This is a genomic window from Variovorax sp. 54 (assembly GCF_002754375.1).
Classification (GTDB): domain Bacteria; phylum Pseudomonadota; class Gammaproteobacteria; order Burkholderiales; family Burkholderiaceae_C; genus Variovorax.
Genome location: NZ_PEFF01000001.1, coordinates 2,250,119 through 2,265,442 on the forward strand (window position 1 = coordinate 2,250,119; position 15,324 = coordinate 2,265,442).

13 protein-coding genes are annotated in these 15,324 nt (G+C 62.4%); 10 read left to right on the forward strand and 3 right to left on the reverse strand.

Features of this window, described 5'->3' with window-relative positions:
* Positions 1-15 precede the first annotated feature (15 nt).
* Genes CLU95_RS10355 through CLU95_RS10400 form a run of 10 tightly spaced genes read left to right on the forward strand, consistent with a single transcriptional unit; the run spans position 16 to position 10,365 of the window.
* The gene (locus CLU95_RS10355) at positions 16-1,299 is read left to right on the forward strand and encodes an AAA family ATPase (RefSeq protein WP_099792829.1); all 1,284 of its coding nucleotides are present in this window, start codon (positions 16-18) and stop codon (positions 1,297-1,299) included.
* Between the two features lie 7 nt (positions 1,300-1,306).
* A complete protein-coding gene (locus CLU95_RS10360; RefSeq protein ID WP_099792831.1) occupies positions 1,307-2,620 on the forward strand; it encodes a CpaF family protein in 1,314 nt (437 codons plus the stop codon).
* Between the two features lie 13 nt (positions 2,621-2,633).
* Positions 2,634-3,605 carry a type II secretion system F family protein gene (locus tag CLU95_RS10365; protein WP_257214587.1) on the forward strand — a complete coding sequence of 324 codons (972 nt, stop codon included), beginning with the start codon at positions 2,634-2,636 and terminating at the stop codon, positions 3,603-3,605.
* Positions 3,602-4,567 carry a type II secretion system F family protein gene (locus CLU95_RS10370; RefSeq protein ID WP_099792833.1) on the forward strand — a complete coding sequence of 322 codons (966 nt, stop codon included), beginning with the start codon at positions 3,602-3,604 and terminating at the stop codon, positions 4,565-4,567. Before CLU95_RS10365 ends, CLU95_RS10370 begins: the two co-directional genes overlap by 4 nt.
* On the forward strand, positions 4,564-5,538 hold the full coding sequence (locus tag CLU95_RS30610) for a hypothetical protein (RefSeq protein WP_143605983.1): 975 nt from the start codon (positions 4,564-4,566) through the stop codon (positions 5,536-5,538). Before CLU95_RS10370 ends, CLU95_RS30610 begins: the two co-directional genes overlap by 4 nt.
* Positions 5,535-5,897, forward strand: a complete 363-nt coding sequence (locus CLU95_RS10380; protein ID WP_099792837.1) for a DUF3613 domain-containing protein — start codon at positions 5,535-5,537, stop codon at positions 5,895-5,897. Before CLU95_RS30610 ends, CLU95_RS10380 begins: the two co-directional genes overlap by 4 nt.
* Before the next feature lie 56 nt (positions 5,898-5,953).
* Positions 5,954-6,430 carry a TadE/TadG family type IV pilus assembly protein gene (locus tag CLU95_RS10385; protein WP_099792839.1) on the forward strand — a complete coding sequence of 159 codons (477 nt, stop codon included), beginning with the start codon at positions 5,954-5,956 and terminating at the stop codon, positions 6,428-6,430.
* On the forward strand, positions 6,427-6,915 hold the full coding sequence (locus tag CLU95_RS10390) for a TadE/TadG family type IV pilus assembly protein (RefSeq protein WP_099792841.1): 489 nt from the start codon (positions 6,427-6,429) through the stop codon (positions 6,913-6,915). Before CLU95_RS10385 ends, CLU95_RS10390 begins: the two co-directional genes overlap by 4 nt.
* 12 nt (positions 6,916-6,927) lie before the next feature.
* Positions 6,928-8,892: a TadG family pilus assembly protein gene (locus CLU95_RS10395; RefSeq protein ID WP_099792843.1), complete on the forward strand. Its 1,965-nt coding sequence runs from the start codon at positions 6,928-6,930 to the stop codon at positions 8,890-8,892.
* Positions 8,893-8,949: 57 nt separating this feature from the next.
* Positions 8,950-10,365, forward strand: a complete 1,416-nt coding sequence (locus tag CLU95_RS10400) for a sigma 54-interacting transcriptional regulator (RefSeq protein ID WP_099792845.1) — start codon at positions 8,950-8,952, stop codon at positions 10,363-10,365.
* A gap of 168 nt (positions 10,366-10,533) precedes the next feature.
* Here CLU95_RS10400 and CLU95_RS10405 read toward each other — a convergent pair whose 3' ends face one another.
* The 3 genes from CLU95_RS10405 to CLU95_RS10415 form a co-directional block, all read right to left on the reverse strand.
* On the reverse strand, positions 10,534-12,111 hold the full coding sequence (locus CLU95_RS10405; protein ID WP_099792847.1) for a TolC family protein: 1,578 nt from the start codon (positions 12,109-12,111) through the stop codon (positions 10,534-10,536).
* Complete coding sequence (locus CLU95_RS10410) at positions 12,108-13,403, reverse strand: HlyD family type I secretion periplasmic adaptor subunit (protein ID WP_257214801.1); 1,296 nt, start codon at positions 13,401-13,403, stop codon at positions 12,108-12,110. Before CLU95_RS10410 ends, CLU95_RS10405 begins: the two co-directional genes overlap by 4 nt.
* An 83-nt stretch (positions 13,404-13,486) precedes the next feature.
* The gene (locus CLU95_RS10415) at positions 13,487-15,322 is read right to left on the reverse strand and encodes a peptidase domain-containing ABC transporter (RefSeq protein WP_099792851.1); all 1,836 of its coding nucleotides are present in this window, start codon (positions 15,320-15,322) and stop codon (positions 13,487-13,489) included.
* Between the last annotated feature and the right edge of the window lie 2 nt (positions 15,323-15,324).

The following is a 15,324-nucleotide window of genomic DNA, read 5'->3' on the forward strand; positions in this document are numbered from 1 at the left end:
AACAGCCACGGTGCCATGAACGCCCCACGCGACAGCATTCCGGAAACGGGTACCGAGACCTACTTGTTCGCATCGAGCAACGGTAGTCACATCACATGGCTCACGGACGCACTGGGACGCCTTGGCTCGGTCGTCGCGCTCGGGCCAGATGCGAAGTCGATCGACGAGCGAATCGCCCTACTAAGTCCAGCAGCCATCTTCATCGATTTTTCATTCGATCACAGCGCCGAAGCCGCTCAACTCCAGCAGCGACTCAAGCGCGATTGGCCGATGCTTCCCGTGCTCGCCGCAGGCAGCTCGACGGAACCGGCGGCCATGCTCGCCGCGCTCCGTGCGGGAGTGGACGATTTCATCGACACGGCAGCCTCGCCACTCGAAGCGGTCAGTACATTGCGTGCACTGCTCGAGCGGCGCGGAAACCTACAGGGCGGAACGCGAGGCTGTACCCTCGCCCTGCTCGGCGCGCGTGCGGGGTTAGGTGTTTCAACACTTGCTACCAGCATGGCGATGGTCCTGAACGATCAATTGGGCCAAGCCCCTGTTCGGCCACCCGGACGGAGCGCGAGACATGGTGTCGCCTTGCTTGATCTCGGACTCCCGGCGCGCGACGGCCTTCTGTATCTCGACACCGAGAGCAGCTTCAGCTTCGTTGACGGTGTGCGAAATCTGCGTCGTCTCGATCAGACGCTGCTGCATACGGCACTTGCGCACCATGCCAGTGGCATTGCCGTACTCCCGCTTCCCGTGAGCCTCACGCAAATACGCGAGATCTCGCATGCCGACTCCGTGGCATTGATCAAACGACTCAGCGACTTCTTCGACTTTCAGATCGCAGATCTGGGAGGCTTCTCCACCATCGACTTCGTTGCACAGACCGTACGAGAAGCTCAACACGGCTGGGTTGTTTGTGATCAAAGCATTGGTGGCATCGTTTCCACCGCCAGCATGCTCAAGGAGCTACGGACGCGCGGCGTGGAGACCGAGCGACTTTCATTGGTGGTCAACAAGTTCGACAGCCACGTCGGCCTTTCGGCCAAGGACATCGCCGAGCGCCTCGAATTGCCCTTGCGCCATATCCTCCCTGCCCGCGGCACACAACTGCTGGCAGCCGCCAGTCGTGGCGAGATGCTGATCCGAACCGCTCGCAATGACCCGTACTCACAAGCTGTTTCCGGGCTTGCTCGCAGCTTGCGCCATGAATACATGTCCGCCTCGGGCGAACCGCCCGCCAAAGATCCCCGTTGGGTGACTTTGATGTCTCAAATCACCGGCTTCTGGAAGAGCTCTAGTCAAGGTTGAACCGCCCATGTCCACCGATATCGAATTTGCCGACGATGACCAGGCGTTCATCAATTCACAGCAGTTCCAGGACATCAAGAGCTGGACGCACGATCACCTGTTGAGTCGCATCGAGGAGCTGGGCGCGGAGTTCGGCCGTTGGTCTCGCGCTTCGATCCAGCAGTTTGTCGAACTCGAAGTAGACAGCTTCGTGCGTCTACGGCGTGTGCCAATCAACGACCGTGAGATGCAGCTCATTGCTGATGCACTCACGAAGGAACTCGCGGGCTTCGGCCCGCTTGAGGACCTGCTGAACGATCCGGCTGTCGAGGACATCCTGATCAACGGCTACCAGAACGTCTACGTGTCTCGCCACGGCATTCTGGAGCGCGAATCGCTGCGTTTCACTGACTCCGAACACGTGATGCGAATCGTGCGGCGTATTCTCGCGCCGCTCGGTCGTCGGCTCGACGAGGCCAATCCCATGGTAGATGCCCGCCTCCCCGACGGAGGCCGCATCAACGTCATCATCGAACCGCTTGCCATCGACGGCTTGTCAGTATCGATCCGCAAGTTTCGCAAGGACCCACTCACACCTGCCGACCTTGTCAAACTCGGCACTTTCGATGCAGGCATGGCGCAACTGCTGGAGATCGCGGTTCGGTCACGTTGCAATATCCTCGTGAGCGGCGGCACCAGCTCCGGCAAGACCTCATTACTCAATGCATTGGCCAGCTTCATCCCCTCGAGCGAGCGCGTCATCACGATCGAAGACACGGCGGAACTCTCGCTGAGAACCAGCCATGTGGTCCGACTCGAAAGCCGACCCGGTGGATTCGACGGCACAGGCGTGGTCTCAATCCGAGATTTGCTGCGCAACAGCTTGCGCATGCGCCCCGACCGCATCATTGTTGGAGAAGTCCGCGGTGCCGAGGTGATCGAGATGATGCAGGCAATGAATACGGGCCATGAAGGCTCGATGGGAACGATCCACGCGAGTTCACCGCGTGAGTGTCTTTATCGGCTCGAAATGCTCGCGGGCTTTGCGGGGTACCAAGGCAGCGAAGTGAGTCTGCGCAGACAAATCGCCAATGCCATCGACTTCATCGTGCAAATTGGTCGACTGTCGGGAGGTCAGCGCCGCATCCTTTCGCTCAGTGAAGTCACGGGCGTTAACGACAACGTCGTAGCAATGCAGGAGTTGTATCGCTACGAACCTGTGCTCTCTCCTGACGGGGAAGAACGCGACCGATGGGTGTCGCTCGGCATCGCTCCTCACTCCCCAAAGATTACCCGCTTCAGGCAGACGCTGGCCCGCCATCAGGGAGACCAACGTGCGTGAGGCCATGCTCGTCATGGCTGCAATCGCCCTGTTGCTCGCAGCAGCAGGACTGCTGCTGTGGCAATGGTCGGGCAAGCTCAAGTCTCGGCGAACAACCGATCGCTATTTGGCTCAGCAAATTCATGCCCCCACCAAAACCGAAGCACCGGAGGTCATGCCGTTGCAAAGTCCTTCGGTCGACAACACAAGTGGACTTCTGACCGACCCCTGGACCGCCGCCGCAACAGCAGAGGCAGCAGCCGCACCTCGACAAGGCCGACTGCAGGCGCTTCTTCCCGGGTGGCTCGAAGGCGTCATCTCCTCGCGCACGCTGGTACTTGGCTTTCTGGCAATTGGCGGGCTGTGTGCGGTAGCGGCGGGCGTCGGGGGCCCACCGACGGCACTGGGAGCGCTGATCCTCCTGCTCATCCTGGCAGTCTTCGCGATCTGGCTTCGACTGCAGAAGCACAGGCGCCAACTGATCAGCCAGCTTCCGCCGTATATCGATGCAATGGTTCGTCTGATCACCATAGGGAACTCCACACAAGCATCATTTCAGCTAGCCATCGCGACAACAAATGCACCTCTGCGCGCTTACCTTGAGCGCGCAGCCAGTCTGGTGCGCGCTGGCATGGACCTCGATCGCGCTCTACACCAGACCGCCACCTACGCACGCATTGAAGAGATATATCTTCTCGCCTCGATTTTGGGACTTGGCGTCCGCTATGGCGGGCGCTCCGACCTCCTTCTAGAGCGTGTCGGCAACTTCATGCGTGATCGCGAACAGGCCGAACACGAACTCGTCGCTATGTCTTCCGAGACACGACTTTCCGCGTGGATTCTCGGTGTGCTTCCTGTGGGCGTTGGATTAGCGATCGTGATGCTGAACCCCGACTACTTTATGCGTATGTGGCAAGACAGCACAGGACAGATGCTGGTCTTCGGTGCGGTTGGCCTGCAATTGCTGGGAGCCGTACTTCTCTATCGCTTGGCGAGGTTGACATGAGTTTCACCCCAGTCCAACTACTCACCCTGAGCCTGGCACTGCTCGCCGTCGCATTTCTAGTTGTGGCTGGCTCGCTGATCACGAATGAGTTCCTCCGAGCTCGCCGCAGTCAAGCCATCAGCCGCGCGATACTTCGAGGAGCGGCGACGCAGCCCACGGAAACTGTCGAGCCCTTGCAGGATTCTCTTGAAGCAGCAGGCATTCTTTCGGATATCGACCTACCTTTGCACTGGCTGAACACGCGTGTTGGCCGAGCCTTGGTGACGGACGAAGACCGTCGGCTGGTCGATCAGTGCGGACTTTCGACCCAGCGAGCCCAACTGGCGTTTCTCGTGACCCGCATCGTGCTCGCCCTCCTTCTTCCGCTTCTTGCCTATGTATTCGGTGTAGCCACTTCTTCGGAGCGCTCCGGCATTGCAACGCTGGCTTGCTCCTTCGTTTTCGGCTTCATGGCGCCCAAATGGGCGTTGGCTTGGTACGCCGGGAAACGACGTGAAAAAGTGGCTCAGGAACTACCTCTCTTCGTCGACCTGCTTCGTCTACTGCAGGGCGTTGGCTTGAGTCTCGACCAAAGCCTGCAGATCATGGCAACAGATTTCTCGCACGTGCTACGCGTACTCGGCCACGAGCTCACTATTGCCAATCGGCAATACAGTCGGGGACGGACTCGCGAGCACTCTCTGCAGCGCCTGGCCACGCTGCATAGCAACGAGAACCTTCGCGGCCTTGTTTCCCTGCTCGTGCAGGTGGATCGCCACGGTGGTGCGGTGCAAGAGCCGCTGCGTCAATTCAGCGAGCGACTGCGAGAGCATCGGCGCTCGGAGATGAAGGAACGCATTGGAAAGATCACCGTCAAGATGACCGGCATCATGGTGACGACTCTGCTTCCGGCTCTGGTCATCGTGACGGCTGGGCCAGGCTTTCTCGCAGTCATCCGATCGGTAGGAGCACTTACCAAATGAAAAATTGCTACAGCAATGCTGCGAGCCGTCGCCAAGGATCGCGTGTATCTGGTTGGCGACTGGCTGGCATAGGCGGGAGCCTCGTTCTCACACTTCTGATCGTGGGTTGCGCTGCGCCGAAGGACCAGTATCTCGGCGCATTCGAAGCCCAGCAGCGCATGGCCGCAGAAGACGCGGCTGCGTCCAAAGCCGGTGCGAATGTCGACTCGCAGGGGACCTACCTAAAATTGATCGAGCAGATGCAACGCGAGGGTCTCTGGTTTGCCTCACTTGCACATATTGATGCACTCGAACAGCGATGGGGCTCATCGCCTGAGACCCATCGTGCCCGGGCAGATGCTCTGCGTAACACAGGGCAGCTATCTCAAAGCGAAGAGTTCTACGGCCGACTGCGCGGAACGCCACTAGAAAGTGCCGCCTACCATGGCCTCGGACTGCTGGCTGGCGCGCGGGCCGACTTTGCCGAAGCGGTGAATTATCTTCAGAAGGCACAACAACGCAGTCCGACAGACGCCGTGCTCCTCAATGATCTCGGCTACGCCAACTTGCGCGCCGGCCGTATCGCTGAAGCGCGCTTGCCACTCATGCAAGCGATGCAGCTTCAGCCGGACAATTCCCAAGCGCAAGCCAATCTGGCGCTCTACCTTGAGGCCAGCGGACAGAAGGAGCAGGCTGCAGCGCTGATGGAGGCTCGTCGCATGCCCGCGGCGACACGCGCCGCGATACGAGATGCCGCACGGCAACTCCCGAACACCAAACCCTCGCAGCTTGGAAACAATTCGCCTTTCCCTGCCCTCGCCGGCACGCCCAGCACGCCTGACGATGGAACGACGCCACTGGCGCTGAAGCGTTCACGCTGGTCCAGCAATCTTCGCGAGTCACCCAGGACGATCTCCACTCCAGATTCCGAGCCTGTTTCGACCGCAGCGACAGCCTTGCCATCCATCTCACTTTCGCGAGGTACACCATGAGCCCTTTCTCTTCAAAAAGCCGCGTGCTCTGCCAACGCCTTTGCATCGCCGCCGCCCTCGTCGGTTTTGGTTCTCCCGGACTTGCCCAATCTTCTGGAACAGGGAGTGCCCCCATTCAACCGGAATCATCGAGCCCTCTCGTCCCCCCCGAAAATCCGGCTGATCCTACGGAGCTTCAAGTGGGCGACGCCACGCAATCGCTGATGTACTGGCAACGCACAGCGGCCATCGCATCGCCCACGCCTCGTCCAATACCCGGCCCGATCGCGTATCGAAGCTATGAGCGCTACCTCAAGAGCTTTGAGCATCCGATTCCGGAGCACTTCAATTCGACGGTCAAGACAAAGACCGGCAATTGACCGGCAACGTCCCAAGCCTGCGTGGATCAAGCATGAGCCCTCGGATCGCAAGCCCCATGAAAATCGGCCACGCTGGCGTACCGGCTCGCGGACAACGAGGGGTCTATGCCATCGAGTTCGCGCTGGTGTTCCTGATCTTCTTCGCCGTGCTCTACGCCATCATCTGCTACGGCATCATCTTCACGCTCCGTTTCGGACTTCAGAATGCAGCTGAGGATGGCGCACGCGCCGCCCTGCGCTATCAAAGTACTCTTCCCGCGCGCGAAACGGAAGCACGGGAGATTGCACGACAACGAGCCAGCGGTTGGCTGCCAGTGGCACCGACGGTGACGGCCACGGCGTGCCAAGTCGGCACGACCAACTGCACTGCTGCGACTCGAACCTGCACAGCCCTGTGGACTCAACGCTGTCAGATGGTCGTCACGGTCAGGCTCGACGGACTGCGCGCGGTCCTTCCACCACTGCCAAGCTTCGCAGCCCCCGATACTCTGGTCGGTCGTGCCAGCATGCTGCTGGACGGGAGATCACCATGAACGTCCGCACGCGCTTCATCTTGACGCGACGAGGCGGTGCAATCCGCATCCAGCGCGGAGTTGCGGCCATCGAGTTTGCGTTGGTCTTTTCGATGCTCATCCTGGTGCTCTACGGCATCGCGACCTTCGGCGCTGTCCTCTATATCCAACAGGCGATTGCACGCGCGGCAGAAGATGGTGCTCGCGTGGCATCCATGCGTCCGACATCGACCGAGCTGCAGCAAAACATCATTGATGTCGTGCGCGACTCTCTGGCGGAATCGCTCGTTGTGCCAAGTCTGCAGAACGCCAATACCGCCGCCAGACGAACTTGGATCGCCAACAACGTCGGCGTCACAGTCGACCTTCCAGGCACTCAGGTGGTGGTCAAAGTCAAGTATCCGTATGGCGCGAACCGTCTTCTGCCCACAATTCCACTGGTTGATACCAGTCGCTGGATGCCCAGTGAGCTCAAGACCCAGGCAACGGCGGCGCGCAAAACCTAGGGGACTTACGGCATGAACTCACCACTCAGCGCACATCCCATACGTCCAAGTTGGCGAGCATCTCGAAACTTGAGACAAAGGGGGTCCATCCTGATCAATACGGCGATCGCCATAGGTCTGATCGTTCTGACATTGATTGGCACCGAACTTGGATACATGTTTTTTCTGAAGCGGGAGTTTCAGAAAACTGCGGATCTCGCCGCGCTGGCCGGGGCCCAAGCGCTCGAACCGGGTAGTTGCACGAGCGCGCAAACAGCCGCTGTAGCAAACGCTGCTTTGAACCTTCCAGGCGGCATCGCACCGCTGACCGCCGCCAACATCGAGTGCGGTCGGTGGGATCCTATCCAACGAGCAATCGCCCCTCATTTTGGCGCCCCAAACGCCGGAGAAAAGCTGAACGCCGTTCGCGTACATCTCAGCAGAGTTCCCCCGCTTCTTCTTAGTGGAATCGTCGGAAATCAGGCTCGGAAGATCGAAGTCGAAGCATTGGCAGCGCAAAAAAATCCGCGCGCCGTGCTGAACATTCGAAATACCCTTTTGAGCGTTGATTCCTCCAGATCCGCATTGCTCAACGCGGTTCTGGGCGGCCTGCTCGGTAGCAGTCTCAACGTCGACATTCTCGGCTGGAGAGGGCTTCTGAACACCAACATCAGTCTCCTTTCTTATCTTGATCAAATCGCAATAGACCTTCAAATCGGCGCCGGAAAATACGATCAAGTCCTCAATACAAAAGTTTCTGCTGGCGTTCTGCTGCAAGCCATGATCACAGCGTTGAACCGCAGCGGGAGTACTGCAACCGCTGTCATCACGGCATTGGATGAAATCCGAATCAAGGCCAACGCCGCGGCGGCGCAACCGCTCCTGAAGCTTGGTGACTTATTGGGTGTACAGACGGGTACAGACGCCGCGGGATTGCAGACAGACCTTCAGATCTTCCAGTTGGTTCAAGGCATGATCCAACTCGCGAACAAGGAACACGCAGTCGCTGCGAGCCTTCCCATCACCGTTCCCGGCATCGCCTCGGTCACAACCCAGGTTCAAGTCGTCGAGGCACCCCAGATCTCTGCGATCGGCAATCCTGAACTGGCCCAACTCGCATCTGATGGCCCTGATCGGATCCAGGTTCAGACAGCGCAGATACGTTCGCTGATCCAGGCTGATCTTCCCGTGCTCTCTGGCATTACGGGCCTTTTGAACGTGGTGACGGACTTGCTCACTCCAGTTACGAGCCTTTTGAATAATGTCCTCAGCCTGGATCTGCAGGCCATTCTCTGCCTTAGCTGCACGCAAACGCGAATCCGCCTAGTGCCAGACAGTCCCGTAAGAATCAGTGTCAATTTGAACGTGGCCTCGGCAAAGTCAAAGGTAATTGGGGTCAACTGCACATCCCCAACAACCACCAGTCTCACAGTTCAATCCCGGGTCACGGCAGCTGAGCTTCGGGTGGGTCAGATATCGGACGCTGACGGCACAGCTCTTCTCAAAACTGGAGCAATACCTGTCGTTCAACCAATCCCTGTCATAGATGTAGAAACCAGAAAATGCTACGCACTCGGCCTCGCTTGTGACCCGTGGGAAAAGTACTCCAGAACGGGGCTCAGGGTTGATACGTCGGTCGCTGGAAATTCTGCACCACACACTTATCAGAACCCGCCCGAGCTGAACGCACCTCCTCTCTACTACTCGCTCTCATCCACGGACATCGTTGGAAGCTTGTCAGAGACATTGAGCGGGCTTCAACTTCAAACCTACACCTACAACCCTTCGGCTCCTAACCACTTGGGTAACCTGATCGGCACGGCGACACAACTTATCCAAGGCGCTCTGAGCGTTGTTCAGGATCTCGTGACCACGCTGCTTTCCCCGCTGTTGGATTCATTGGTCAATGCCCTGTTGAATGCTCTGGGCATTCAGTTGGCCCAAGCCGATATCGGTGCTCGTCTTTCATGCACGCGCGGGGCCGAACTTGTTTTTTGATCTTCGACAGCCGTCGCCAGTGCGGTCTGGGACAACACATTCCGTCTTTCTATCTTCATGAGTTCCCCCTCCAACTTCGACGAACTCGACCTCTTTGTCTGGGAAGGCAAAGCCGACATCCTCGACCGCATTGCGCGGTGCATGGCGAGCTTCGACGTGGAAGTCATCCGGGCCGATGGCCTGCCGCCGCCTTCGCAGGACCGTGGTGTCGCGCTGCGCCCATCCGTCGCGATCATCAGCGTCACCGTCATCGACGGCGGCGGGCTGCCGCACGCGACCGAGCTGCTGCAAGGCATGCCCGTGATCTGGGTCGCTGCGGCTTCGCGCGAGCGCGATTCGCGCACGTATCCGCCCGAGTACCTGCACGTCCTGCCCTACGACTTCACCTGCGCCGAGCTGCGCACGATGGTGGCCAAGCTGGTGCGCCAGCTGCGTGCGCGCGATGTCGCGCCGCAGGCGCCCGACATGCTGGTGGCGCATTCCGATGCGATGAAGGGGCTGCTGGCCGAAGTGGGTGCCTTTGCGGACTGCAACCATCCGGTGCTGGTGCGCGGCGAAACCGGTGTCGGCAAGGAACGCATCGCACAACAACTTCACATCGGGCACCAGCAGTACGGCAAGGGCGCGTTCGTGGCGGTGAACTGCGGCGCGATTCCAGATGGGCTGTTCGAGTCGCTGTTCTTCGGCCACACGAAGGGCTCGTTCACGGGCGCGGTGCACGCGCACCGCGGGTACTTCGAGCAGGCGACGGGCGGTACGCTGTTTCTCGACGAGATTGGGGACTTGCCGCGCTACCAGCAGGTCAAGCTGCTGCGCGTGCTCGAAGACAGCGCGGTCACGCGGTTGGGGGCGACGTCGCCGATTCGCGTCGACTTCCGGCTCGTGGCGGCGACGAACCGCAATCTGCGCGAGATGGTGGCGAGCGGCGAGTTTCGGGCCGATCTGTTCTACCGGCTCGCGGTCATCGAGCTGCATGTGCCGAGCCTCGAAGAGCGCGGCGAGATCGACAAGATCGCGATCTTCAAGGCGCTGCTGACGAACGTGCTGGGCGACGAGCTCGAAGCCTTGGGCGAAACGCCGCACTGGCTCAGCGATGCGGTGGCCGAGACTTACTTTCCGGGCAACGTGCGGCAGCTGCGCAACCTCGCGGAGCGCGTAGGCGTGATCGCGCGGCAGTTGCACGCCTGGGACCAGAACCTGATTCAGCGCGCGATCGCGCTCACACGCGGCACGCCGGCACCGGCCACGCTCGCTACCGATCGCAACGGCACGGGGGTCGCACTCGATGCGAATGGCGACCGCAAGGGTTGGAACAGCAGCGAGCGCAATCGCATCATCGCGGCGTTGGAGATCAACGACTGGAAGCGCCAGGACACCGCGCAGCACCTGGGCATCAGCCGCAAGGTGCTGTGGGAAAAGATGCGCAAGTACCAGATCCTCGACGGCGAACCAGGCATCCCCGAAGAGACTTAGCTCGCCCCCAGGCTGCGCGGCACTTCGTGTCGAGCACCGAGCTCACCCCCAGCCTGCGCGCACTTCGTGTCGCTTCGCCAACCCCCTACCGGGGGCAACACCTGAGGCCCGGCAGAGCCGGTTCCTCGGTGTTTCGCGAAGGGGCTTCGCTGTCGCTTGCCTCGTGGGTCAGTTGATTCCGAGACGCGTCGTCCTGCGCAGCGGCGGGTTCGCAAACGATGCTCCTGGCGAGCGATCGACCACAGGCTCGCTCGCGCAGGTCGTATTGCTCGAGATGCACAGCGCACCCAGCAGCCCGTCCTCGGTCAGGACATTGCGGCTCGGGGGGCCGAAGATGCGGTCGATCCAGTTGTTGGCGCCGATCGGGTCGATGCGCAGTTCGCCGGTGGTGCGCGCCAGGCGCAGCTCCGAAATTCGCAGGTCGAACACGCCGTCGATGTAGTCGAACAGCAGCGTGTAGTAGTCCAGTTGCGCATCGAGCACCTTGGGCAGGGTCTCGCGGCCGAACTCCATGAGGCGGCGGCGGCCGCGGAAGGCCTGGCCTGAGGTGCTGACGGCTTCCATCAACTGGCGCTCGCGTTCGCGGCCGGCCACGGTGCGCGACCACGACGACGCGGTGAGCTCCATCAGGTTGAGCTTCACGCCCTCCATCTTGGCTTCCTGGTTCGCGACTTCGGCCAGGGCACCCTTGAGTTTCAGCTGGCGGTCGAAGCCGTTGCCGAAGTTCCAGTTCAACTCAAACGCAGCACGTGTCGGGTCTTGCGGCGACACGCCGCGCGGGTCTTTGCTCTTCACAACGACGGCGTCGAGCGTGGGGTACAGGCTGGCTTCGGTCTGGTCGACCAGCGCGCGCGCACGCGCGACGCGGCCCTGGGCTTCGGCCAGTTCGGTGCTGCGCGCCTCGGCGCGGCGCAGTGCTTCTTCCTGCGAGCCAATGCGCCAGTGCGTCGGTGCAGCGAGCACGGGCAGCGATTCGGGAGCGGGCGAGAACTTGAAGTAGTTGCGGAACTTGGCCAGCGCCTCGTCGCGCTGGGCCTCGAAGTCGGACTCGCGCGCAGCCACGAGGGCACGGCGCGAGGCGGCCATGTTGAGGTCGTTGTCGCCGCTCACGCCGAGCGCCACGCGGCGCGCCTCGGCCTTCGACAGTTCGGCCACGACCTCGGTGGCGCGGTGTGCGATCTGTTTCTTCAGGTCGAAGCGCTGCACCTGCAGGTAGGCGGTGAGCGCGTCCAGCACGACCTTCTGCGAGGTGGTGACGACGGCTTCGTCGTCGGCCTGGTTGGCCAATTCGGCGGCGCGCTGCGTGGCGCTCATGGCGCCGCCGTCGATCAGGCTCACGCGCGCCTCGGCGGTGAGCACGGTGTAGCTCTGGCTCTGCGCATCCTTGGCGCCGCTGTTGTAGGTGCCCGACGAGGTGCCGACCTTGAAGCGCGGGTAGCGCGCCATGCGGGCCGCGTCCACGCCGAAGCTGCTGGTGCTGGCGGTGGCCTGTGCGGTCAGCACTTCGGGGTATTCCTGCGACAGCGCAATGAGCGCCTGCTTCACGCGCTGCGCAGAACTCGCGGCGCCCAGAGAAGGCGAAGACAGGCGGCGCGAGAACGCGAGCGCGGCAGGTGGCTCGTCCTGTTCAGCGGATGTCTGTTGGGCATACGCGGTGGGCGGCAACGCCATGCTGACGCACAGGGTCGCGCAGAGCACGCCCGGGGCGATGCGCGCGCGCCGGCCCGGCAACACGGGCTTGCTCATGGTTCGCGGAAGGCTTCGCGCCGCAGTTTGAGCACAGGCCGCAGGATGTACCAGATGAAAGGATCGGTCCCCACGCGCAGGTCGACTTCAGACTCCATGCCGGCGGTGATGCGGTTTTCTTTGCGCCCCACGTGCGACTGCGACATGCTGATGAGCAGCCGGTAGTACGGCGTGCCGTTGGCAATGGCAGCATCGCGGTCGGCGTCGGCCGCCACGAGCTTGACCTTGCCATCGACGGCGCCGTAGCGCAGGTAGTCGTAGGCGGTGATCTTCACGCGCGCCTCTTGCCCCACTTCGACAAAGCCGCGGTCGTTCGGGTTGAGGCGCGCCTCGACCATGATCTCGTCTTCGTCGGGCACCACTTCCAGGATGGATTCGCCGGGCTTCACGACCCAGCCGGGGCTGCCGCTGCGCAAGCCCTTCACGATGCCGTCGGCCGGCGCCTTCACGATGGTGCGCGAGCGTTGCGTGCGGGCGCGTGCGAGGTCTTCGCTCAGGCTGGCGAACTGGCGCTCGACGGTGGCGAGTTCGTCCGAGGCACGGCGGCGAAAGCGGCCCTCGGCTTCGGCCATCTTGGCCTGTGCTTCGGTGATGGCAGCCTGCGCCGAGATCACGCCCTGGCGCGCCACGGCGAGTTCGCTGCGCACGCCTTCGGCCTGGCGGCGCTTCTCGAGCACCTCGACCTGGCCGACGAGTTTTTCGCTGAGCAGTTGTTCGGAGATTTCCTGTTCTTTCTGCATCAGCTCCAGCCGGTCGCCCAGGCCCTTGACCTTGGCCTGCTGTTCGAGCTGCTTGCTGCGTGCCTGCTCCAGGTTCGACACGGCGCCGGCCATGACGCCGCGCTGTTCGAGCGCGCGCGCCTGGTAGGCACCGACCTCGCCTTCGAGCACGGCCTCGTCGATGTCTGCATCGAACGAATCGCGCTTGAGTGGCTGGCCGCGGCTCTCGGCAATGAGCCGCACGCGGGTGGCCTGCGTGGCGGCATTGCGCGCGGTGAGCTCTTCGAAGTTCAGGCCGCTGCCGCCCAGGTCGATCTCGACCAGCGACTGGCCCTGCTTGACCTTGTCGCCTTCTTTCACGAGCACGTTGCTGACGATGCCGCCTTCCAAGTGCTGGATCGACTTCACGCGGTCGGAGGGGATCACGCGGCCCGGCGCGACGACGACGGTTTCCATCGGAAAACCGAGGCCCACCACCGCCAGCACCGCGACCGCGCCGCCGATGATCCACTGGCGCCGCCGACCCTGCGGCGTGGTCTGCGCCGCCTGTTTCTCGCTCTCGCCCTGAAGCACCTGCGGCAAGTCTGGTTTCAAAATCCCGTACCCCTGTCTCTGTCTGTCAGTCGGTCAATCAATCGATCAAGCAAGCAAGTCGCTCAGGCCATCGAGCGCGAGGCGGTGGCGACGCCGGCATTGCCGTTGCTGCTGCCGTCCTCGCTGTCGCTCAGCGCCACCAGCGGCTTCTTCACGCCGAAGAGCTTGGGCACCATGACGGCGGCGGAGCCGATCTCCACGTTGCCCTGGCCGGTGACGTGATAGACGGTGGTGGCCGCCGACACGATGCGCAGCGAATGCGTGACCACGACCACGGTGCGCACCTTGGCCACCGCGAGCATGGTCGCGAGCAGGTTGCGCTCGCTTTGAAAGTCGAGGTCGTTGCTGGGCTCGTCGAGCACCAGCACCGAGGGCTTGCGCAGGAAGCTCATGGCCAGCGCGAGCTTGCGTCGCTCGCCCACCGAGAAGCCGGTGCCGCCCTCGCCCACCACGGTGCGATAACCGTCGGGCAGGCGCGAAATGAAGTCGTGCGCGCCCGAGAGCTTGCAGGCCGCGACGATCTGCTCGTCGCTCTGGCCCGGCGCACCGCGGCGCATGGTGTCGACGAGCGGGCCGCCGAACCAGTACACCTCTTGCGAGAGGTAGCTGATCCAGCGCGACAGCTCTTCGCGGCCGAACTGCGACAGGTCGTACTCGCCGATGCTCACCACGCCGTGCGTGGGCGTGTACAGGCCCGACAGCAGCTTCACGAGCGTCGACTTGCCCGCGCCGTTGCGCCCGACGATCACATGCAGGCCGCCGGGGCCGATGTCGAGGTCGACGTTTTCTAGCACGGGCTGCGGCGCGTCTTCGGTGAAGCTGAAGCTCACGTCCTTGAGCGTGACGCGGCCCAGCGGCTGCGGCAGCGCCATGCCGGTGGGCGCTTTCTCGACCGGCTCGCCGAGCACGGTCTCCAGGCGCTTGGCGGCTTCCTTGGCGGTGGCGAGCGAGCGCCAGTTCGACACCAGCCCGGCCACCGGCTGCAGCGCCTTCAGCGCAAGCATGTTGGAGGCGACGAGGCCGCCCACCGTCATCCACTGCTGCATGACGGAGATGGCGCCGACGGTGACAACGATCACCGAGAACACGGTGAGCAGCACGGTGGTGCCGTCGCGCGCGGTTTCGATCTGGCCGTTCTTGCCAAAGCTCTCGCTGAGCCAGGCGTTGTAGGTCTGCTGCCAGACGTCGATGGTCGGGCCGTCGTTCGACTGCGCCTTGAGCGTCTCGCGCGCATGGCAGATCTCGGAGGTGATGCGGTCCAGGCCGCGCCCGCGCAGCACTTCTTCCACGCGACCGGCGCGCACTTCGTCGGCCCACCACCAGGCCAGGAACGACATGATGGCCAGGAAGGCCACCACCACCGGCAGCACCGGCAGCGCGACGATGCCGATCACCACCAGCGCAAAGATCGCCATCGGCAAATCGAAGATCGACTGCGCGAGCCCGCCGGTGACGGTGCCGCGCACGGCCCCCACGTCGCGAAAGTACAGCTGCCAGGACGAGGCCGGCCGCGCCTCGAGCGCGCGCAGCGGGCGACCGAGCATGGAGTGCAGCAGCGCGCTCGACACGCCGTGGTCGACGGTCGCGCCCGCGTTGCGCAGCAGGCGCGAACGCCGCGTGCGCAGCCAGAACTCGATGCACAGGAAAAACAGAATGCCGCACACCAGCGCCGCGAGCGTGGAAACGCCGCTGCGCGAGAGCACGCGGTCATACACCTGGAGCAGGAAGATCGAGGGCAGCAGCCCGAACAGGCTGATGGGCAGCGACAGCCACGCCGCACTCTTGACGAGCGGGTAGGCCGAGCGGAACGCATCGTTCAACGCACCGGCATACGGACTGGCGCCGGGAGTTTCCGGCCTGTCGGCAACCAGCTGGCTGGGCAAGAGGAACTTGATCATGG